General features: G+C 56.2%; 20 protein-coding genes. 12 read left to right on the top strand and 8 right to left on the bottom strand.

The window, feature by feature from the left end; translation table 11 throughout:
- Positions 1–119 precede the first annotated feature (119 nt).
- Positions 120–608, bottom strand: a complete 489-nt coding sequence (locus tag LN244_RS10695; protein WP_239039776.1) for an Lrp/AsnC ligand binding domain-containing protein — start codon at positions 606–608, stop codon at positions 120–122.
- Positions 609–783: 175 nt separating this feature from the next.
- Here LN244_RS10695 and dnaX point away from each other — a divergent pair, with 175 nt between their 5' ends.
- The 6 genes from dnaX to LN244_RS10665 are packed head-to-tail and all read left to right on the top strand — an operon-like array spanning position 784 to position 5558.
- Positions 784–2667, top strand: coding sequence for a DNA polymerase III subunit gamma/tau (gene dnaX, locus LN244_RS10690; protein ID WP_239039775.1), 1884 nt, complete (start codon positions 784–786; stop codon positions 2665–2667).
- Positions 2668–2697: 30 nt separating this feature from the next.
- On the top strand, positions 2698–3024 hold the full coding sequence (locus LN244_RS10685) for a YbaB/EbfC family nucleoid-associated protein (protein WP_239039774.1): 327 nt from the start codon (positions 2698–2700) through the stop codon (positions 3022–3024).
- A gap of 2 nt (positions 3025–3026) precedes the next feature.
- Entirely contained in the window at positions 3027–3641 is a 615-nt protein-coding gene (gene recR / locus LN244_RS10680) for a recombination mediator RecR (RefSeq protein WP_239039773.1), read from the top strand.
- Entirely contained in the window at positions 3634–4815 is a 1182-nt protein-coding gene (gene rnd / locus LN244_RS10675) for a ribonuclease D (protein WP_239039772.1), read from the top strand. The genes recR and rnd overlap by 8 nt, the downstream gene beginning before the upstream one ends.
- Positions 4816–4818: 3 nt before the next feature.
- Positions 4819–5109: a YcgL domain-containing protein gene (locus tag LN244_RS10670; protein WP_239042407.1), complete on the top strand. Its 291-nt coding sequence runs from the start codon at positions 4819–4821 to the stop codon at positions 5107–5109.
- 2 nt (positions 5110–5111) lie between these two features.
- Positions 5112–5558: a YcgN family cysteine cluster protein gene (locus LN244_RS10665; RefSeq protein ID WP_239039771.1), complete on the top strand. Its 447-nt coding sequence runs from the start codon at positions 5112–5114 to the stop codon at positions 5556–5558.
- Positions 5559–5587: 29 nt separating this feature from the next.
- Here LN244_RS10665 and LN244_RS10660 read toward each other — a convergent pair whose 3' ends face one another.
- Positions 5588–6535 carry a LysR family transcriptional regulator gene (locus LN244_RS10660; RefSeq protein ID WP_239039770.1) on the bottom strand — a complete coding sequence of 316 codons (948 nt, stop codon included), beginning with the start codon at positions 6533–6535 and terminating at the stop codon, positions 5588–5590.
- Between the two features lie 150 nt (positions 6536–6685).
- On the opposite strand from LN244_RS10660, the gene LN244_RS10655 reads away from it, so the two are divergent.
- Entirely contained in the window at positions 6686–8101 is a 1416-nt protein-coding gene (locus LN244_RS10655; protein ID WP_239039769.1) for an acetyl-CoA carboxylase biotin carboxylase subunit, read from the top strand.
- A gap of 24 nt (positions 8102–8125) precedes the next feature.
- On the top strand, positions 8126–9919 hold the full coding sequence (oadA, locus tag LN244_RS10650) for a sodium-extruding oxaloacetate decarboxylase subunit alpha (RefSeq protein ID WP_239039768.1): 1794 nt from the start codon (positions 8126–8128) through the stop codon (positions 9917–9919).
- 241 nt (positions 9920–10160) lie between these two features.
- Here oadA and rpsA read toward each other — a convergent pair whose 3' ends face one another.
- Positions 10161–11843: a 30S ribosomal protein S1 gene (rpsA, locus tag LN244_RS10645; RefSeq protein WP_239039767.1), complete on the bottom strand. Its 1683-nt coding sequence runs from the start codon at positions 11841–11843 to the stop codon at positions 10161–10163.
- Between rpsA and LN244_RS10640 the strand changes: the two genes are divergently transcribed.
- On the top strand, positions 11842–11982 hold the full coding sequence (locus LN244_RS10640) for a hypothetical protein (protein WP_239039766.1): 141 nt from the start codon (positions 11842–11844) through the stop codon (positions 11980–11982). The two genes, rpsA and LN244_RS10640, sit on opposite strands and share 2 nt — an antisense overlap.
- 55 nt (positions 11983–12037) lie before the next feature.
- Here the strand turns inward: LN244_RS10640 and LN244_RS10635 are convergent, their stop codons facing one another.
- Together LN244_RS10635 and LN244_RS10630 are read right to left on the bottom strand one after the other, a co-directional pair.
- Positions 12038–12829, bottom strand: a complete 792-nt coding sequence (locus LN244_RS10635) for a hypothetical protein (protein WP_239039765.1) — start codon at positions 12827–12829, stop codon at positions 12038–12040.
- Between the two features lie 3 nt (positions 12830–12832).
- Complete coding sequence (locus LN244_RS10630) at positions 12833–14929, bottom strand: carboxy terminal-processing peptidase (protein WP_239039764.1); 2097 nt, start codon at positions 14927–14929, stop codon at positions 12833–12835.
- Between the two features lie 194 nt (positions 14930–15123).
- Between LN244_RS10630 and LN244_RS10625 the strand changes: the two genes are divergently transcribed.
- Positions 15124–15648 carry an FKBP-type peptidyl-prolyl cis-trans isomerase gene (locus tag LN244_RS10625; protein WP_239039763.1) on the top strand — a complete coding sequence of 175 codons (525 nt, stop codon included), beginning with the start codon at positions 15124–15126 and terminating at the stop codon, positions 15646–15648.
- Complete coding sequence (locus LN244_RS10620) at positions 15648–16955, top strand: M18 family aminopeptidase (protein WP_408904442.1); 1308 nt, start codon at positions 15648–15650, stop codon at positions 16953–16955. The genes LN244_RS10625 and LN244_RS10620 overlap by 1 nt, the downstream gene beginning before the upstream one ends.
- On the opposite strand, the gene LN244_RS10615 is transcribed toward LN244_RS10620, so the two are convergent.
- The 3 genes from LN244_RS10615 to LN244_RS10605 are packed head-to-tail and all read right to left on the bottom strand — an operon-like array spanning position 16946 to position 19036.
- Positions 16946–17341 carry a DUF3429 domain-containing protein gene (locus LN244_RS10615; protein ID WP_239039762.1) on the bottom strand — a complete coding sequence of 132 codons (396 nt, stop codon included), beginning with the start codon at positions 17339–17341 and terminating at the stop codon, positions 16946–16948. The genes LN244_RS10620 and LN244_RS10615 overlap by 10 nt on opposite strands.
- Positions 17338–17493 carry a DUF2256 domain-containing protein gene (locus tag LN244_RS10610; protein WP_239042405.1) on the bottom strand — a complete coding sequence of 52 codons (156 nt, stop codon included), beginning with the start codon at positions 17491–17493 and terminating at the stop codon, positions 17338–17340. Before LN244_RS10610 ends, LN244_RS10615 begins: the two co-directional genes overlap by 4 nt.
- A gap of 28 nt (positions 17494–17521) precedes the next feature.
- Positions 17522–19036 (bottom strand): FAD-binding domain-containing protein, encoded by a 1515-nt coding sequence (locus LN244_RS10605; RefSeq protein WP_239039761.1) that lies wholly within the window; start codon positions 19034–19036, stop codon positions 17522–17524.
- Positions 19037–19210: 174 nt separating this feature from the next.
- On the opposite strand from LN244_RS10605, the gene LN244_RS10600 reads away from it, so the two are divergent.
- The gene (locus LN244_RS10600; RefSeq protein WP_239039760.1) at positions 19211–20284 is read left to right on the top strand and encodes an efflux RND transporter periplasmic adaptor subunit; all 1074 of its coding nucleotides are present in this window, start codon (positions 19211–19213) and stop codon (positions 20282–20284) included.
- The last annotated feature ends 1 nt before the right edge of the window (position 20285 follow it).

The following is a 20285-nucleotide window of genomic DNA, read 5'->3' as shown; positions in this document are numbered from 1 at the left end:
TCGTCATTAGCTTTATCCTCGTGTTTTTATTATGGGCTAGCCAGACCTTGCCTATACTAACGAGCATGACCCTGAGGTCAAAGTGGATATCTCTGTAATGAGTGTGAAATTTGGTTGATTTATCTGGTTATATCAACTGGTAGTACGCTTTCTTCTTTAACTTCTTCCATGACGATATAGGATTTCGAGTTTTTCACGCCGGGTAGGGTCAGCAGCATGTCCCCGAGCAGTTCTCGGTACTGTGACATGTCGTGAAGGCGAGCTTTCAGGAGATAATCGGCATCCCCGGACACCAGGTGACATTCCAGAATATAGGGCAACGTACGGACCGCACGGCTGAATCGCTCGAACGCATCCGGTGACTGGTAAGACAGTGCAATCTCCACGAAGACGAGCAAATTGTAATTCAACATTTCAGGATCGACGGTGGCGCGGTAGCCGGTGATGATGCCGTCACGCTCCAGGCGCTTGACGCGCTCCATGCAGGGGGTAGTGGACAGTCCGACCCGGTCGGCCAGCTCGGTATAGGAGATGCGACCTTCCTGCTGAAGAATGGTCAATATATTACGGTCAATACGATCGATCTTTTTGACTTTGTTGGTTTTCATCAACACTGCTTGCCTTGAAAATGCGCCTGCGTTCTAGTTTTAATCGAATTATGGGATAAAGCAATGAATCCGCTGACAGGGGGCGCAAGGTTGCTGTCAGCTGGTGCGGCGTCAGCGTACAAAGCATGTTAATATTCGCGCCCATGAACTGGTTCAGATTCGGCAACGAGGCAGCATGAGCTATCAGGTACTGGCACGAAAATGGCGGCCCAAACGCTTTGCGGAGATGGTCGGGCAGGAGCACGTCCTCAAGGCACTGGTTAACGCGTTGGATGACGACCGTCTACATCATGCCTATTTATTTACCGGTACCCGAGGGGTGGGCAAGACCTCTATTGCTCGCTTGTTTGCCAAGTCCTTGAATTGTGAGCAGGGCGTATCATCCGAGCCCTGTGGTCAGTGCAGTGCCTGCGTTGAAATCGCGGAAGGGCGTTTCGTCGATCTGATTGAAGTCGATGCGGCTTCACGCACCAAGGTTGAAGATACCCGAGAACTGCTTGAAAACGTTCAGTATGCGCCGACGCACGGACGGTTCAAGGTATACCTCATCGACGAGGTTCATATGCTCTCCAACAGCTCGTTCAACGCGCTGTTGAAGACCCTCGAAGAGCCGCCACCCCATGTGAAATTCCTGTTGGCAACAACGGATCCGCAGAAGTTGCCGATGACGGTGCTGTCACGCTGTCTGCAGTTCAATTTGAAAAACCTGACGGCCGAACGCATCCAGCAGCATCTTGATCATGTGCTTCAGGCAGAGTCCATTCCGTTTGAAACGGCAGCGCTCTGGTTGCTTGCACGCTCTGCCGACGGTTCCATGCGTGATGCGCTCAGCTTGACTGACCAGGCGATCGCCTTTGGTGCGGGTGCCGTTAACGAAGCTGACGTTCGTGCCATGCTGGGCACCATTGATCATCATCTGGTATACCGGATTGTCGAACAGGTGGCCTCTCAACAGCCGCAGGCAGTGCTGGAAGCCGTGCAGTCGCTGTCTGAGTTCTCGCCGGATTATCAGAGCGTGCTGGGGGATATTGTCAGCCTGCTGCATCGAATCGCACTGGCTCAGGTCGTGCCGGCAGCCGTTGACAACAGTCTGGGTGACCGTGATCAGGTGCTGGCGCTGGCGCAGCAGATGCGAGCAGAAGAAGTCCAGCTCTACTACCAGGTAGCGCTGATGGGACGTAAGGACCTGCCACTGGTGCCTGAACCTCGTGAAGGGCTGGAGATGACGCTGTTGCGTATGCTCGCCTTTCGTCCGGCGGGGCACTCTGCGGCGGGCGCCAAGCCGCTTGCGGCTCAAGCGCCGGTTGCGTCTGAGCAGCAGGCTCATGCAGTCACTGCAACGACAGCGGTTGCCCCGGCCTCTGTCGTGCCGGAGCCGACTGAGCCTGAACCTCAGGTCCAGGCACTTGATGCCCCCCGAGTTTCCATGCCGGAGCCACCGCCAGCACCTGTTCAGCCGGAAGAAGTCCCTCCGTGGGAAGACTTGCCTCCGGATCTGGCAGCCATGGGGGAAACAGAGTCAAAAAAGCCCCGTCCGGCTGACATGAACTCGGTGCAGCCGGTCGCGAAACCTCCCCAACAAAGCAGGACATTTGCAGATCGACCGGTTTTGGTGGCTGCCCATGATAATGGGGAGGCAGAGGTATCCCGACCCGAGATGCCAGCGCCTGTTGCGCCAGAGAACGAATCCTGGGCTGAACTTTTTGCCAGCCTCGGTTTGACCGGAATGGCCGAAAGCCTTGCACGAAATCTGTCGCTGGAGGTCGAAGAGGCACAACGGCTGTGCTTTCATTACACCCCGGAGCAGGAAGCGCTGCTCAGTGGCGAGCGTCGTGAGCGGATCATTGAAGCGATCCGGCAGGTGCGCGGGGCTGAGTGTGTGGTGGAGTTTGTCCAGGCGGCCCAAACCCTTGAAACCCCGGCACAGCGAGCCGAGCGCAAGCGTGCCGAGAGGCTGGCCGAGGCGGTTGTCGCGATTGAAACCGACGCGACCGTCCATTCGCTAATGGAACATTTTGGTGCCAGCATCGATTATGACTCGGTGCGGCCGATTGATTGATTTGACCGTTTTGAAAAGAGGAAAGACACCATGATGAAAGGTGGCATGGGGAACCTGATGAAACAGGCCCAGAAAATGCAGGAAGAGATGCAGAAAGCGCAGGAAGAGATTCAGCGCGCTGAAGTCACCGGTGAGTCCGGTGCAGGCCTGATCAAGATCACGATGAATGGCCGTCATGATGTCAAGGCTGTTCAGATCGATGAGAGCCTGATGGAAGAAGACAAGGAAATCCTGGAAGACCTGATCGCGGCAGCGGTTAATGATGCTGTACGCAAGGTCGAGCACAACACTCAGGAGCGCATGGCCAAGGTCACCAGCGGTATGGGTATGCCGCCGGGCTTTAAGATGCCGTTCTGATAATGAACCTGAGTCCTCTATTACAAGAACTGATCAGCGCGCTTCGCGCGCTGCCGGGCGTGGGGCCGAAGTCGGCTCAGCGCATGGCGTTGCATCTGCTTGAGCGAGATAGAACAGGCGCACTAACGCTGGCGTCTGCGCTTGAGCAGGCAGTAGAGCGGATCGGTGAGTGTCGGGTCTGTCGCAACCTCTCCGAGCATGAAGTGTGTGTCATTTGTGAGGATGGTACCCGTGACGCCAGCGTGGTCTGTGTGTTGGAGTCACCGGTTGATCTGATGGCCGTAGAACAAACCGGCGGATTTAATGGCGTCTACTTTGTGCTTAAGGGGCATCTCTCACCCATCGATGGCATTGGGCCGGACGAGCTTGGGCTGGAGCTGCTCTTCGAAAAGGTCGATCGTGGAGAGGTCAGTGAGCTGATTCTGGCCACCAATCCGACGGTTGAAGGCGAGGCAACGGCGCATTATATCGCCGAGCAGTTGCAAGCGAGCCCGGTGAGTATTACCCGTATCGCTCACGGTGTGCCTGTTGGCGGTGAGCTGGAATTTGTCGATGGCGGTACTCTTGCACATGCGTTTGCTGGGCGTCGTTCATTGAAACGGAGTGCCGATGACTGATCTGAGCCAACGATATGACTGGCGTCACCTTGAGCAACAGGCCGCGACACCGGTGCGGATCTGCGATGACGCCACTCTGGCGGAACATGCCCGGCGATGGTTGGAGCAGCCATTGCTTGCGCTGGATACTGAATTCATGCGCACTGAGACCTTCTATCCGATACCGGGTCTGATTCAGGTGGCTGACGAGCAGGGCTGTTACCTGATTGATCCGCTCAAAATTTCGGATATGTCGCCGTTGTCCCGTGTGCTGGCCTGCGCTGATGTGCTCAAAGTGGTCCATGCCGGGAGTGAGGATCTGGAACTGTTTCGCCACAGTTACGGCGTGATGCCCAGTCCCTTGTATGACACCCAGATTGGCGCCGCTTTCGTGGGCTGGGGCTTCAGCATGGGCTTGCAGCGTATGGTGTCGGAAATACTGGAAGTTGAACTCGGCAAGGGGGAAACAACTTCCGACTGGCTGCAGCGTCCGTTGACACCTGAACAGGAGCATTATGCGGCGCTGGATGTGGCCTACCTGCCGGCGTTGGCGTTGCTTCAGCGAGAGCAACTTGAAGAACAGGGGCGATTGAGCTGGGCAGAAGAGGAGTGTACGGCACTGACCGAAGCGGTTGCTGCCCAGGATGAGCAGGATCCTTTTGCCTATTTTCAACGATTCAGTCAGGCATGGCACTTTGATGAGCTTCATCGTGCTGCCCTGAGAGATCTGGCTGCCTGGCGAGAACGGACCTGTCGAGCGCGTGATTTGTCGCGCAATCGTCTGTTGCGAAACCAGGCGCTGTTGGAGATCGCCGAGAAATTGCCGACTACCGAAAACCAGCTGGACAAGATCATCCAGAGAGGTCGTGTAGTGCGAGAGTTCGGTGGCGAAATTCTGCAAGTGATTGCGCAAGCGGAAGTCTCTGCGCGGGAAACGCCTCCGGCTGAGATTGACCGTCCGCTCCATTATGTGTGGAACAAGCGGCTCAAGCAGTTGCGTGCCATTGGGCGGCAGACGGCTGAGCAGCACGACTTGATGCCGGAAGTGCTGTTGCGCAAGCGTGATCTGGATGCACTGATCCGTACCCGTGATGAATTTGGCCACTATTGTTTGCCGCCGAGCCTTTCCGGCTGGCGCAAGTCGCTGGTGGGAGATGCGCTGCTGGCGCGAATTGAACAGTTTGATAAGAGTTGAATGATGAAGATCATCAGTATTTTCAAGAGCTCCCGCAAGGACGAGATGTACCTCTACGTGGACAAGCGAGAGCAGCTGCAACGTGTGCCTGAGCAGTTGATGGAGCTGTTCGGCAATCCGATTCATGTGATGGATATGCCGCTAAAAGCGGATCGTAAACTGGCCCGTGTCGAGGATACTCAAAAGCTGATCGAGGATATCGAGAGTAAAGGCTATTACCTGCAAATGCCGCCGCCCAAGGAAGAGTACATGCTGGACCTGTTCAGGGACCGTCCTGAAACCGGAGTACGTTAAGCATGGCTCAGGAGGTGTTCTGGCGGCGCAAAACGCTGCGGGAGATGACGCGTGCCGAGTGGGAATCGCTCTGTGATGGCTGCGCTCTCTGTTGCCTTCACAAGGTGGAAGACGAAGACACTGAAGAAGTGTTCTACACGACGGTGGTTTGTCACCTCCTGGATATGGAGAACTGCCAGTGCACCGAATACGCGCGTCGCTGTGAGCTGGTGCCGACCTGCATTCGCCTGCAGCCGGAAGATGTCGAAAACTTCGACTGGCTGCCGCCAACCTGCAGCTATCGTCTTATTCACGAAGGTCAGGACCTGCCGGAATGGCATCCGCTGCTGACCGGGGATCGCAAGTCAGTGGTCGAAGCAAACGCCTCCGTTCTCAGTGTCTATGAAGTCAAGGATAACGAGATCAGCGAAGACCAGTTGATCGACTATGTGCTGGATGAAGATTACTGACCCGCCTCGGGTAAACCGGTGAGACTCTGTCAAAGAGTCTCGCCATAGACTTGCTGTTCCAGTCCTCCCATTGCCCTCTGAATATAATCCAGAAATGCCTGCATGACAGGTGTAGGGTGCTTGGCAGCCGGGTGCACCGTGCACCATGAGCGCCGCAGTGGAAAGCCTTCCAGGTCCAGACAGGCAAGCTCTCCCAGTTTCAGCTCGGCCCGAACGCTGAGCCTGGGAAGCACTGCGACTCCCAGCCCTGCCAGCACTCCATGCTTGATGGCTGCATTAGAGCCCAGCTCCATATGCGGGTTGAGAGAGAGTCTGTTTTGCTGACACCACTGTTCCAGAGCCTTTCGTGTACCAGAGCCGGGCTCACGGATCAGCAGCTTGGCGTCCAGAAACGTTTGCGCATCGAGCGATCGGCTATTCAGTAGCGGGTTGTCGACCCTGACTACCGGTATCATCACGTTGGTAAGAAAGGGGGTGCTGCGCAGTGCATTCGACTCCGGTGGCATCCCCATGATCACGAGGTCATCACGGTTCTCCGTGAGGCGCTGAGTCGCTCTGGCACGGTTAACGATTTCCAGTCGAACATCCACTTGCGGGAACTGTTCGAGAAAACCCTGCAGCAGGTAAGGAACGACATACTGGGCCGTACTGACCGCAGCGAGCCTGAGCTCGCCCCTGACCTGTCCCTCAATCTCGGCCAACTCCATTTGCAGCCGCTTCAAGTCCGAGAATATTGAAATGACCGCCTGTTCAAGTTGTTGGCCTGCCGCGGTGATATACAGTTGCTTGCCCACATACTCGAAAAGCGGTTGGCCAAGGGCATGCTCCAGCTGTCTAACCTGAGAGCTGACGGCAGGTTGGGTCAGGCCAAGCTCGTCAGCCGCGCGGCTATAACTCAGGTGCTGGCACACGGCATGGAATACCTGGAGCTGACGAAAAGAGAGGCGTGTCAGTAATCGGGCAAGTGAGTAGGGCATCTCGATTGGCTCTAAGTATCTGAAGTTTAGAAAGATGTCTAAGCTATAAGTAATAGCTTATGGCTGATAGAAAAAATATCAATTTTTTCTTCTTCTCTGTCTGTACTAGTTTGCAACGACTGATCGATGCACTCAGCAGGGAGAAGATCCATGCTCAAGAAAATTCTGATAGCCAACCGCGGCGAGATTGCGGTCCGTATCGTGCGGGCCTGTGCCGAAATGAATATTCGCTCCGTGGCTGTCTATACCGAACCGGATCGGCATGCCTTGCATGTGAAGCGTGCCGATGAAGCACACTGCCTCGGGGACGATCCCCTTGCGGGTTATCTGGATGCCCGTCGATTGGTGAATCTGGCGGTTGAAACCGGCTGCGATGCCATTCACCCGGGGTATGGTTTCCTGTCCGAAAACAGTGACTTTGCTCGCATCTGCGCTGAACGAGGGGTTACCTTCATCGGCCCCAAGGCTGATGTTATCGCCAAAATGGGTGACAAGACTGCCGCGCGTGCCAGCATGATTGCCGCCGGTGTGCCGGTGACACCCGGTTCCGATGGCAACCTGGTGAATCTGGATGAAGCGCTAAGAGTGGCCGGTGAGATCGGTTATCCGGTGATGCTCAAGGCCACTTCCGGTGGCGGTGGAAGAGGTATTCGTCGCTGTGATTCAGCTGATGAGCTCAAGGCACAGTACCCGCGCGTTATCTCGGAGGCGACCAAGGCATTCGGTTCTGCAGAAGTGTTTCTTGAGAAGTGCATCGTCGATCCCAAGCATATTGAAGTCCAGGTCCTGGCCGACAGTCAGGGCACAGCGATTCATCTGTATGAACGTGACTGTTCCATCCAGCGTCGTAACCAGAAGCTGATCGAAATTGCGCCCAGTCCGCAGTTGACACCAGAGCAGCGCAATCATGTTGGTGAGCTTGCTGTTCGTGCCGCCAAGGCTGTCGGTTATGAGAATGCCGGTACCGTTGAGTTTCTGGTGACGGGTAATGAAGTCTACTTCATGGAGATGAATACCCGCGTTCAGGTGGAGCATACCATTACCGAGCAGATCACCGGCGTTGATATCGTGCGTGAGCAGATTCGCATCGCTTCTGGGTTGCCGCTGAGTTACCGGCAGGACGATATCAGCTATCGAGGTTACGCGCTTCAGTTCCGCATCAATGCAGAGGACCCGAAGAACAACTTCCTGCCCAGCTTTGGGCGTATCACTCGCTACTATGCCCCGGGTGGACCCGGTGTTCGTACCGATACTGCGATTTACACCGGTTACACCATTCCCCCTTACTTCGACTCCATGTGTCTGAAGCTCGTGGTGTGGGCGCTCAACTGGGAGGACGCGCTGGATCGTGGTGCGCGTGCCCTTTCGGATATGCGGCTCCAGGGTGTGAAGACGACAGCGCGTTACTACCAGGAAATTCTGCAGAATCCTGACTTCCGCAGTGGCGAGTTCAATACCAGCTTCGTACCCAACCATCCCGAGCTGCTGAACTATTCGGACAAGCGAGACCCGAGTGAAGTCGCACTGGCGATTGCGACCGCGATAGCAGCTTATGCAGGCCTTTAATCGGCGGCAACGAGGAGAAATGAGATGAGCAAGATTAACGTGACCGATGTCGTACTGCGAGATGCCCACCAGTCGCTGATCGCGACCCGCATGCGCACCGAGGATATGCTGCCGATCTGTGACAAGCTAGATCGGGTCGGCTTCTGGTCGCTGGAGTGCTGGGGTGGCGCGACCTTTGATGCCTGTGTTCGTTTCCTGAAAGAGGATCCCTGGGAGCGTCTGCGCGCGCTGCGTAAGGCCTTGCCCAACACTCGTTTGCAGATGTTGCTGCGTGGCCAGAACCTGCTGGGTTACCGGCATTATGCCGACGATGTTGTGGAGGCTTTTGTTGCCAAGGCGGCCGAAAACGGAATTGACGTATTCCGCGTGTTCGATGCTCTCAATGACCTGCGCAACCTGGAAACCGCCATCAAGGCGGTGAAGAAGGCGGGCAAGCACGCTCAAGGTACCATTAGTTATACCACCAGTCCGGTGCATACGATCGATTTGTTCGTGGAGCAGGCAAGGGCCTTGCATCAGATGGGGGCTGACTCCATCGCAATCAAGGATATGGCGGGCTTGCTGACCCCTTACGCCACCTATGATCTGGTGAAGGCGATCAAGGAAGCGGTGATCCTGCCGGTGTTCATTCACAGCCACGCGACTGCCGGTCTGGCGGCGCAGTGTCAGCTGAAAGCGATTGAGGCGGGGGCTGAGCACATCGATACCGCGATTTCAGCCTTTGCCTGGGGTACCAGTCATCCAGCAACCGAGTCTCAGGTGGCGGCACTGCGGGGGACCGAATGGGATACGGGGCTGGATCTGGAGTTGCTCAACGAGATTGCCGATTACTTCCGTGAAGTACGGAAGAAATACCATCAATTTGAATCCGAGTTTACCCGCGAAGATGTATCGGTTCAGATCAATCAGGTACCTGGCGGCATGATGTCCAATCTGGCCAATCAGCTCAAGGAGCAAAATGCGCTTGGACGCATCCGCGAGGTGTTTGCCGAAATTCCACGCGTGCGCAAGGATCTGGGCTATCCGCCGCTGGTAACACCGACATCTCAGATTGTGGGTACTCAGGCCGTACTGAATGTACTGACCGGCGAGCGTTACAAGTCGATCACCAATGAGGTCAAACGTTATCTTCAGGGTGGTTACGGGCATCCACCCGCGGATGTGAATGCGGCTTTGCGGACTCAGGCAATTGGCCATGAGGCGTTGATCGAAGGCCGACCGGCTGATCTGTTGCAACCGGAGATGCAGCGGCTGCGTCAGGAGATCGGCGATCTTGCCAAGAGTGATGAGGACGTACTGACTTTCGCCATGTTCCAGGATGTGGGGCGTCAGTTCCTCGAAGAGCGCGAAGCCGGCACGCTGACGCCGGAGCTGCTGCTGCCTGTTGAAAAAGGTGGTCGTGCAGTGGATGAAGGCGTGGCAACCGAGTTCAAGATCGATGTTCACGGTGAAACCTATCAGGTAGCGATCACCGGCGTGGGTGGTCATGAAACTGGAAAGCGCCATATCTATCTGACGCTGGACGGTATGCCGGAAGAGGTGCTGTTTGAGCCTTTGAATGCCTATGTGGGCGCAGGGGCAAGCGGTCGCCGTCAGGCCAGTGCGCCGGGACATGTCACGACCAGTATGCCGGGGAACATTGTTGAAGTACTGGTCGCTGAAGGGGATCAGGTCAAGGCTGGTCAGCCAGTTCTGATCACTGAGGCAATGAAGATGGAAACCGAGGTTCAGGCATCAATTGCGGGTCGCGTGACGGGTGTGTATGTCGGCAAGGGTGACAGGGTAACCCCCGGGGAGGTGCTTATCGAAATCGAGTGACAAGGTTGCACAGTGTTTAATATGACGGATTGGCCGTCCATGTAAGTGGGCGGCTTTTTTTTGTGCCCTTTCTGGGGATGCTGGGAAATTGTTCGAGAGGTCGGCGCAAGCAACGAGGCCCAGGGGGAAGCCGGTGTGTCATTGGCTATTCAGGATGTCGGGCTGGGAAGGAGTTAAGGTGCAGGCGCATAAAAAAGGGGTGCCATCAGGCACCCCTTGGTAAAGCAACTGAAGAGGAAAATCAGTTGTTCTGGTTGGCCATCTGCTGCTTGATCAGATCGCCGATAGTGGTCGGACCCGGAACTTCGACTTCCTGGTTGCGAACCGCGTTCAGAGCCGCTTTTTCGTCAGCCTGGTCTTTCGCGCGGATAGACAGGTTGATGACGCGGTTGCGACGGTCAACACCAGTGATCTTGGCTTCAACGGACTCGCCCACTTTCAGAGCGGTGGTAGCGTCTTCGATGCGCTCAGCAGCGATCTCGGAAACCTTCAGAGTCGCTTCGATACCTTCAGCCAGCTCAATGATGGCGGCTTTCGGCTCAACGCTCTTAACGGTACCGGTTACGATGCTGCCCTTGTCGTTAGCGGCCAGGTATTCAGCGAACGGATCGCTTTCCAGCTGCTTGATGCCCAGAGAGATGCGCTCTTTCTCGGCGTCGATAGACAGGATAACGGCTTCAACTTCGTCGCCTTTCTTGAACTGACGCAGAGCGGTTTCCGGATCAGCGTCCCAAGAGATGTCGGACATGTGAACCAGGCCGTCCAGATCGTTGTCCAGACCTACGAAGATACCGAAGTCAGTGATGGTCTTGATAGTACCGCTGACTTTGTCGCCGGCAGCGTTCTGCTCGGAGAAGGATACCCACGGGTTGGCAGTGCACTGCTTGATACCCAGGGAGATACGACGACGCTCTTCGTCGACGTCCAGGATCATCACTTCCACTTCGTCGCCGATGTTTACAATCTTGGACGGGTGGATGTTCTTGTTGGTCCAGGACATTTCAGAAACGTGTACCAGACCTTCAACGCCATCTTCGATGGACGCGAAGCAGCCGTAGTCGGTCAGGTTAGTGACGCGAGCAGCGCACTTGGAGCCGGCCGGGTAACGATCTTTGATGTCATCCCACGGATCTTCGCTCAGCTGTTTCAGGCCGAGGGAGATGCGGTTGGTTTCTTTGTCGAACTTGATGATCTTGACGGAGATCTCGTCGCCCGGGTTCAGCATTTCGCTCGGGTGAGAGATGCGCTTCCACGCCATGTCAGTGATGTGCAGCAGGCCGTCAACGCCACCCAGATCGATGAACGCACCGTAGTTGGTGAGGTTCTTGACGTAGCCTTTAACAACCTGACCTTCTTCCAGAGTAGCCAGCAGCTCTTCACGCTGAGCGCTGTTAGCTTCCTGCAGGACGGCACGACGAGACACAACGATGTTGTTGCGCTTCGGATCCAGCTTGATCAGTTTGAAGTCAAGCTCTTTGCCTTCCAGGTGGTCAACGTCACGTACCGGACGTACATCAACCAGGGAACCCGGCAGGAAGCCCTGAATGTTGTTGATGCTGACGGTGAAACCGCCCTTGACCTTGCCAGAGATGTAGCCCTTGACAACTTCTTCAGCGTCGAATTTCGCCTGCAGAACTTCCCAGGCTTCAGCGCGCTTGGCTTTTTCACGGGACAGACGGGTTTCACCGAAACCGTCTTCTACCGCTTCCAGTGCGACCTTGACAGAATCACCAATCTGGATTTCCAGTTCGTTGTTGTCGTTCAGGAACTGAGAACGCGGGATAACCGCTTCAGATTTCAGGCCAGCATTGACGGTAACCCAGTCGCTGTCGATGTCGACAACTTCACCCATTACCAGGGTGCCCGGAGTCATGGCAATGTCTTGGAGGGATTCTTCAAACAGATCAGCAAAGCTTTCGCTCATGAAAGTATCCTATATTTTCGCCGATTTCCGAGTGGAAAGAGCGGCTTCCAGCCTGTATGCCAGCTATACAGGGTCGGTTGTCGATAACCACGGCTGCCTGCACTGGGCTGGCGATGTGCAGGCTGCGTGGGAAATATAAAGTTGCAAAATTATACAGGCGTATGCCGAACTGCGCCAGTGCGCAGGGTTGAAATTTAACCAGCAGCCATTGTAGGAAGGATTTTCTGCAACTGTTCTCTGAGGGGAAGCTGGCAGGCTGGGAGCAGCTTGTTCAAGTCCGTAGCCAGAGCCGCAGGCAGACGGGTTTTTTCCGGGTCTGTAAACCACTGGGTCAATAATTGTTCCTCAGACCGGGAATTGGCGGCCAGATCGACCGCATTGCCTACGCAAAACGCATAGACCGGGAGCAGTTCTTCGATGATTTGGGCACGATGAGGGCGGTCAAGCATCAATCGATTGGCACTGACAAATCGGCGATATTCATGTGTGCCGGCAGCAGCCATCACCTCAAGGCGCGTATTATCGAAAGGCTCTGATTCGGGCATGCGTGCCAGGGTGCTTTTGAGGACTGACTTGGTTTCGGCCAACTCCTCTTCAAAGGAGGCGGGTGCAAAATGCTGATTAAGTCGCTTGTAGTCTTCCAGTTCGGCAATCTGCTGCTCCAGCGCAGTAATCTGATCCTTGAGGGCTTGTTGCTCAGCCAGCAGATTTTCCTTGTCCTGCATCAGGCCCCGGATCACTCGTTCGGTGGGGGTCAGCTTTTTCTCACTGAACGTGGCGGGTAATTGCTCAGCACCCAGCTCTCCAACGGACTCGGTATACACATCGGTTGGCACCATTTGGTAGCCGAACTTTTCAAGCTCGGCCAGGTTCAGTTCGTGCTGCGATTGCATTTCCTTGTAGGCGAAAAAGCTGACAGTTCCACCGATGATCAGCAGTAGCGGGACAAGGACCAGGAGCAGAATCGCGACTTTTTTCAGCTTCACATGTTACTCCACTGGTAGAGGGGAGCGGCCAATAGGCTGAGCCGCGGCTGTGTGACTGATGGACAGGTCAATCAGGTCGATAAGGATCTGGCCGCTCTCGGCCAGAATCGCTTCAGCCTCAGGGTTGATCGGGCGCCCCTGTTCGTCCTTGGGCAAGTCGTCATCGGCCTCGCTGAGCTGGCTGACAGGTGGCAGGCCCAGACCGATACGACGCTCATTCTCAGCCTGCAGCATCCAGGCTTCATTCCGCTCCTGTTCTGCTCGCAATTTGGCTTCATTGAGCGTGAGCACGGAAGAGTCTTTCTGCTCGGCAAGGTGAGCGACCTGCTTGCGCATGAACACGAAATCCGGGTCTGCCTCTGTACGCTGCTGGTGACGTTCGATCAGCTGTTGCATGAATGGGCTGAGGCTGGGGAAGCGGCCGTGTCGAACCGGTCTGACCTGATCCCAGGGCAGTGCCTTGTCGAGAGCGCTCTCGCCAATCTCTTCAATGGTGTAGAGCGACGGGAAGTGGATGTCGGGCTCGACCCCGCGATGCTGGGTGCTGTCACCGGAAATGCGATAGAACTTGGCATGAGTCAGCTTTACCTGGCCATGATCAATCGGCTGCAGTGTCTGTACGGTTCCTTTGCCGAAGGTGCGATTGCCGACAATGATGCCACGGTTGTAGTCCTGAATCGCACCCGCAAAAATTTCGGATGCAGAAGCACTCAGGCGATTCACAATCACCGCCAGAGGTCCATCCCAGATAACCTTGGGATCGAAGTCGCCAAGGATATCCACGCGGCCTGAGGCATCGCGAATCTGTACGGTAGGACCGCGCTGAATAAACAGGCCGATCAGTTCGTTGGCCTCGCGCAGTGAGCCGCCGCCATTGTTGCGCAAGTCCATCACCAGGCCATCGATGTTTTCGCTGCGCAGCTCATTGATCAGGCGCTCAACATCGCGCGTTGTGCTTTTGTAGTTGGGGTCACCACTTTGCAGCGCGGTAAAGTCGATGTAAAAAGTAGGTACTTCGATGACACCCAAGCGGTAGGGCTTGCCGTCACGGGTGAGCTCCAGCACACGCTTGCGGGCTGCCTGCTCCTCAAGTTTCACCTTGTTGCGCTCGATGCTGATCACCTTGCGCTTCTGCCGGTCTGCGGCATCCGCAGGGATGATTTCCAGTCGAACAATGGTGCCCTTGGGGCCGCGAATCTTGCTGACGACGTCATCCAGACGCATGCCGACCACGTCTTCAATCGCACCTTCGGCTCCCTGGCCAACGCCTACGATGATATCGGCTGGCTGCAGTTGTCCACCCTTGTCGGCAGGTCCTGCCGGCACAAGGCGAACCACCTTGGTCTGGTCGTTTTCCGCTTGCAGTACCGCGCCGATGCCCTCAAGGGACAGGCTCATGTTGATTTCGAAGTTCTCTGAACCCTGGGGGGAAAAGTATTGGGTGTGCGGGTCAAACTCATGGGTCAGTGCGTTGACGAAGCTTTCAAAGACGTCATCGCCTTTGGCCTGTTCCATGCGTTGTTTCTGGTTCTGATAACGCTTGCGCAGGATGTCGCGAGCTTCGTCAATGGATTTGTCAGCCAACTTCAAACTGAGCACAGCGCTTTTCAGCCGTTTGCGCCAGAGTTCATTCATTTCTGCCTGATTGGCCGGCCAGGGGGCTTCACTGCGATCCCGGGACAGGCTTTCGTCCCGTGAAAAGTCCCACTCCGCGTGATCAAGCTGTGTCAGAATGTAGTCGATTCGCTCGCCCAAGCGTTGATGGTAGCGGTTGAATATGGTGAAAGCGGCCGCAGTTTTTCCATCCAGAATGTCATTGTCCAGCTGGTGGCGAAACGCTTCGAACTCGGCGATGTCACTGGCGTAGAAATAGCTGCGCTCCGGGTCCAGTGTCTCCAGATACTGATCAAGCACGGCGCTTGATAGGCTGTCATTGATCTCGACCTGGTTGTAATGCCCCTGCTGCAGTGCTGTAACCACATCCATCAATGTCTGGGAATGTACAGGGCTGGGGGCAAGAGTGGCATTGGCTACACTGATGCCCATTGACAGGGACAGGGTAATGGCAGCAACGAAGGGCTGGGCGAATCGCTTGGTCATGAGCAGCGGATCTCCGGATCGAATGGCTGGAGCTGATTTCCGTGGGTGTCAGGGTCCATTCCTGCTCCCGGTTCCTGTAATAGGACGGCGGTAAAAGGCATCAGTTCCATCAGCTATAGCCTTGTGAGTGTAGTCATCGGGCCTTGTAATGTAAAATCATCGGCTTATCACGGTAATCTACGGAGTCAACGACGATGCAGATCTGGAAAACAACTGCTCTGGCACTGGTCGCTGCGCTGCTGCTGGGCGGCTGCGGTGAAGACCCGGAACAGGAGCGCTTGCGTCTTGAACGTCTGGAGCGTGCGCTCAACGATGATACCCGCAAGGCAGGGGATGCCTTTCTGGCAGAAAATGCAAAAAGGGAAGGGGTTGAGGTGCTGGATAATGGTCTGCAGATCGAACATCTGGTCAAGGGGGCAGGTGCAAGCCCGACAGCTGCCGATACCGTCGTTGTTCACTACGAGGGCAAGCGTGTTGATGGTCATGTGTTTGACAGTTCCTATGAACGTGGCGAGCCGACACAATTTCCCCTTAAGCAGGTCGTGCGTGGCTGGCGTAATGGCCTGATTCGCATGCAGGAAGGTGGCACCGCCATGCTGTATTTGCCCCCGGAGCAGGCGTATGGCGCGACCAGCCCATCCCCGGAAATTCCGGCCAACTCCACACTGATCTTCAAGGTGGAGCTGGTTGAGGTGATCAAGAACGAGGACGCTCGATAATGATGAACACTAGTCTTGCACAGCCTGACTTCAACGAATCGCTAAAGGCATTTCTTGACGCCTCGCCAACCCCGTTTCATGCAGTAGTGTCCATGGCTCAGCGACTGGATGCAGCGGGCTACCGGGCGTTGCATGAGTCGGAAGACTGGGTGCTGGAACCGGGACAGGGGTATTACATCACCCGTAACGGCTCTTCCATCATCGCCTGGCGGCAACCGGCACTGGATGCGGCGGTCAATCTGGGCTGGCGGCTTATCGGTGCGCATACCGATTCACCCTGTCTGAAGGTCAAACCCAATCCCGAGCTGCACCGCCAGGGGTATTTCCAGCTGGGTGTCGAGGTGTATGGCGGGGTTTTGCTCAATCCCTGGTTTGACCGAGACCTGTCGCTGGCCGGGCGCGTCAGTTACCGTAACGAAGAAGGGCGCATTGTCAGTGCGCTGGTGGATTTCAAGCAGCCGGTAGCTGTCTTGCCCAGTCTGGCCATTCACCTGGATCGCGAGGCCAACTCCAGCCGTAGCATCAATGCTCAGACCTTTCTGCCAGTGGTGATGGGACAGACGGAAGAAAAACCGGATTTCCGGGCTCTGCTCAAGCAGCGTCTTCAGGCTCAGGGCACAGAGCAGATCGACAAGGTGCTCGATTACGAGCTGTGTTTCTACGACACCCAAGGGGCGGCGTTGGTTGGCCTGAATCAGGAGTTCCTTGCATCGGCACGACTGGACAACCTGCTGAGCTGCTTTATTGGTCTGCAGGCACTGATCGATGGTGGTGAAGCGGCTGCCGGGCAGGTATTAGTGTGCAACGACCATGAGGAAGTGGGTAGCATGAGTGCCTGTGGTGCTCAGGGTCCGATGCTGAGTCAGTGGCTGGAGCGTGTATTGCCTGATGTGGATCAGCGGAATCGGTCCCTGTCCCGTTCCATGCTGATCTCGGCAGACAATGCGCACGGCGTGCATCCCAATTTCAGTGACAAACACGATGGCAACCATGGCCCGCTGATCAATGGTGGGCCGGTGATCAAGATCAACGCCAACCAGCGTTATGCCAGCAACAGCGAAACCAGTGCGCTCTTCCGTCATTTGGCTGAACAGGCCGACGTGCCGGTGCAAAGCTTTGTCGTGCGGACCGATATGGCCTGCGGCAGCACCATCGGTCCGATTACGGCGGCTGAACTGGGGGTGAAAACGCTGGATATTGGTGTGCCACAGTTCGCCATGCATTCCATCCGTGAGTTGGCAGGCAGCCAGGATGCCCATGGGCTCTACAGGGTGCTGCAGCGTTTCTTGCAGACAGATCAGGTCTGAACCAACCAGACCAGATGACAGAGTACGACAACCGCCGTCAAGTGAAAGCGCAGACGGCGGTAGTCAGGTTGATCCAGCTGGCTTCGGTCCCACAACCACCAGCTCAGGTAACTGATCATCAGCACAATCAATGCGCCTTGCGTTGGCAGCAGCAGGGCCAGCCAGCCTAACAGGCTGGGCAGCATGCACAGGCCAATCCGTGTCGGGGTACTCCACTCGGGTCGGGTTAACGCGACACCCCAATGAATCCCGCCCAGAAATGACAGAATCACGGCACTGTAGGTGGTAAAGGCCACAGTGGTGAGCGGGTGCAGGTTCATGCCCAGGCTCAGAGCAACGAATGGGATCAGGCCAGCATAGCCCAGCCCCTGTGCGGTACGGGTCATAATGTTGTCTCTCCATGCGAACGGCGCTGACGACGGCAACGCTCGGAACAAAACCGAACCTCATCCCAGCAGTCGGCCCATTTGCGGCGCCAACTGAATGGACGCAGACAGGCAGGGCAGGTTTTTACGGGCAGGTCAGCTTTACGTCTCATACGTGGCATGGTGATTTCCGGATGCTGCTCAATTCCATAAACTCAGCTGAGGGGTGGAGGTCGTCGCTGCGTAGTCAGAATGACGGCGACTTCGACGACCTGCGCGACCGTTTCGTTTCCGACTCCCCAATTGCTGATATACCGCCCGGCTCAGCTCGTCAAAACGGGGATGGTGGTGAATGGCGGCCATTTTTTCTCGGGCGAGGCGGGCGGCAATCGTCAGGTCTGCCATCGGCCGCGGGTAGTCCGGGTGTCTGAGCATGCGCGGCTCATGCAGCGCAGACAGCGGTGCGCTGGCCAGTTCAGGTACCCAACGACGGATAAAGTGACCGTCCGAATCCAGGTCCAGCCCCTGCTTGAGCGGGTTGTAGATGCGGATGGCATTAATGCCGGTGGTACCGGACTGCATCTGAATCTGCGGCCAGTGTATGCCGGGCTCGTAGTCGATGAAGGCTCGAGCCAGCACCTGTCCGCTCGTTTGCCAGGGCAGCCAAAGATGATAACTGGCCACCGAAGTCAGCATGGCGCGCATGCGAAAGTTGATCCAGCCGCGAGCATTAAGTGCGCGCATGCAGGCGTCCACGAATGGCCACCCCGTCAGCCCATGGCTCCAGCGCTCCAGTCGCTCCTTGTCCAGGTGCCGGTCCAGGTCGGAAAAGAGCGGATGAATGGGCTCCCACTCCAGCGAAGGGCGATCTTCCAGCTTTTGCATGAAGTGACAGTGCCAGTACAGGCGGCTGATGAAACTGCGCAATGACCGTTTCCAACCGGTTGTCTCCGCATCTTCCAGTGCCTTATTGGCGGCCTGGTAAACCTCGCGTACCGACAGAGTTCCCCAGCAAAGGTGGGGGGATAGTCGTGAGCAGGCGGCATAAGCGGTGTTGGGACTGGACATGGCGAAACGATAGTCACGTCCTCGCTCGGTCAGGAACGTGTTCAGGCAGCGCAGGGCAGCGGTGCGCCCGCCTGGTTGCTGAGGCATAAAGGCGGGGAAATCACAGCCGTCAGGCACCTCGGGAATGCTCATCAAGGGCGGCAGTCGGGACGGTGAGCGCAACTGCGGGATGGGCAGCGGCTGGGCCTGCATGCGTCGTTGCCAGTGGTCAGTCCAGTGATCGCGGTTTCGCAGTCGTCGTATCACGCCATTCTGTGGGCGTTGTTGCCAGTCAATGTGATGGCTGCGGCACCAGGCATCAATCTTGAGGTCTCGCCGGTAGGTCCAGTCGTTACCGGTTTCTTCAGATGACCAGAGCGTGAAGCGGCCATATAAACGATAGAGCTCCGTCAGTACATCGTTCACCGAGCCCTGGCGAATCAATAGGGAATGGTGCTGTTGTGCCAGGCTGCTTTGCAGATCAAGAAGACTGTCACGGCAAAAATGCCAATGGCGTGCAGAGTGATCGGGCAGGCGCCAATACTCCGGTTCGATCACGAACAGAACGAGAACAGGTCCTTGATTTGCAGCTTCGTGCAAGGCCGGATGGTCGGCAAGGCGCAGGTCTCGTTTAAGCCAGACAAGCTGCAGCTGAGAAGAATTTATCATGCAGCTCATTACGTGCCGGCCATTGAGGTGGTTCAGTATGGCACTCGCTCCTGTTCATAGGTCAGCAGGCAGAGGTCTGTGCCATGAATCTTTCTGCGGTGCGAAATTGATGCGCCGATAAAGCCTCTATACTGATGGATGACCTTCTAAATCACGCAGGGCAGGGACTGTGTCATGTTGCGATTTCAAGCTGCGAGTGTGCTCAGGCTCTGCCTGGGGCTACTGTCAGTCATTGTGTTGACAGGGTGCAATGATGACCAGGGGACTGTCTCTCCGGCAGTCCACGAGATTGAGCGTCCGGCGCGCATTGAGCCGGTGACTTCTGCCAGTGCCACCGGACTGGTTTTCAATGGCACCGTTCGCGCAGCGCAGCGTGCTGAGATGGCGTTCAAAGTGGCGGGCAGGATTGACAAGCTTCTGGTCAACGAGGGCGATCGTGTTTCGCAAGGTGATCTCTTGGCTCAGTTGGATGATCGCCAGTTCCGCACAGCGCTGGCATCTGCTCAGGCCGAGTATGCCAGCGCCAATGCCGACTATCAGCGTGGGTTAACGATCTTCAAGCGCAGCCAGGCGATCTCGAAAAGTGATCTTGAGAAGCTGGCGACTCAGCAAAATCTCGCATCGAATCGGCTCAAGGAGGCGCAGTTAGCCTTGGATGAAGCCCGTCTGACTGCCCCCTTTGATGGTGTCATTGGACGCAAATTGGTGGAGGATTTTGCACGTGTCAATGCCAATCAAACGGTCCTGGTGTTACAGAATTTGCAGGATCTGGAAATCGTCATACAGGTGCCGGACCAAGTCATTTTGCGGCGTCAGCGAGAGCATCAACTGGTTGCTCGTGTGGCCGGGCTGGAGCGTGAGTTTCCGTTAAGTTTGCGTTTTTTTGCTACGGAGGCCGATGCGGTGACACAAACCTATCAGGTGGTCTTTGGGCTGGAACAGAAAGGCGATATACCGGTACTTCCGGGCATGTCTGCGCAGGTCTACGCCATTGGCAGCAGCTCGAATAATGAAGCTCGGGTAACGGTGCCGTTAAGTGCGATCATTCCCGATAATCAGGGCCAGCAGTCGGTATGGCTGGTGAATGACCAGGGACGAACGGAACGGCGTGGTGTCGAGGTGGGGCCTTTGTTGGGGGATCGCGCGGTGATTACGCAGGGGTTAGCGCTGGGGGATCGGATCATCACGGCAGGTGTGGCCAGTGTGCGTGAAGGCATGCCGGTACGTCCGCTGAACGAACAGGAGTAAG

It is taken from the genome of Marinobacterium sediminicola (assembly GCF_022343685.1).
GTDB lineage: Bacteria > Pseudomonadota > Gammaproteobacteria > Pseudomonadales > Balneatricaceae > Marinobacterium > Marinobacterium sediminicola.
Note: the sequence above shows the minus strand (reverse complement) of the source record. Positions and strands in the feature narration are given on the sequence as shown.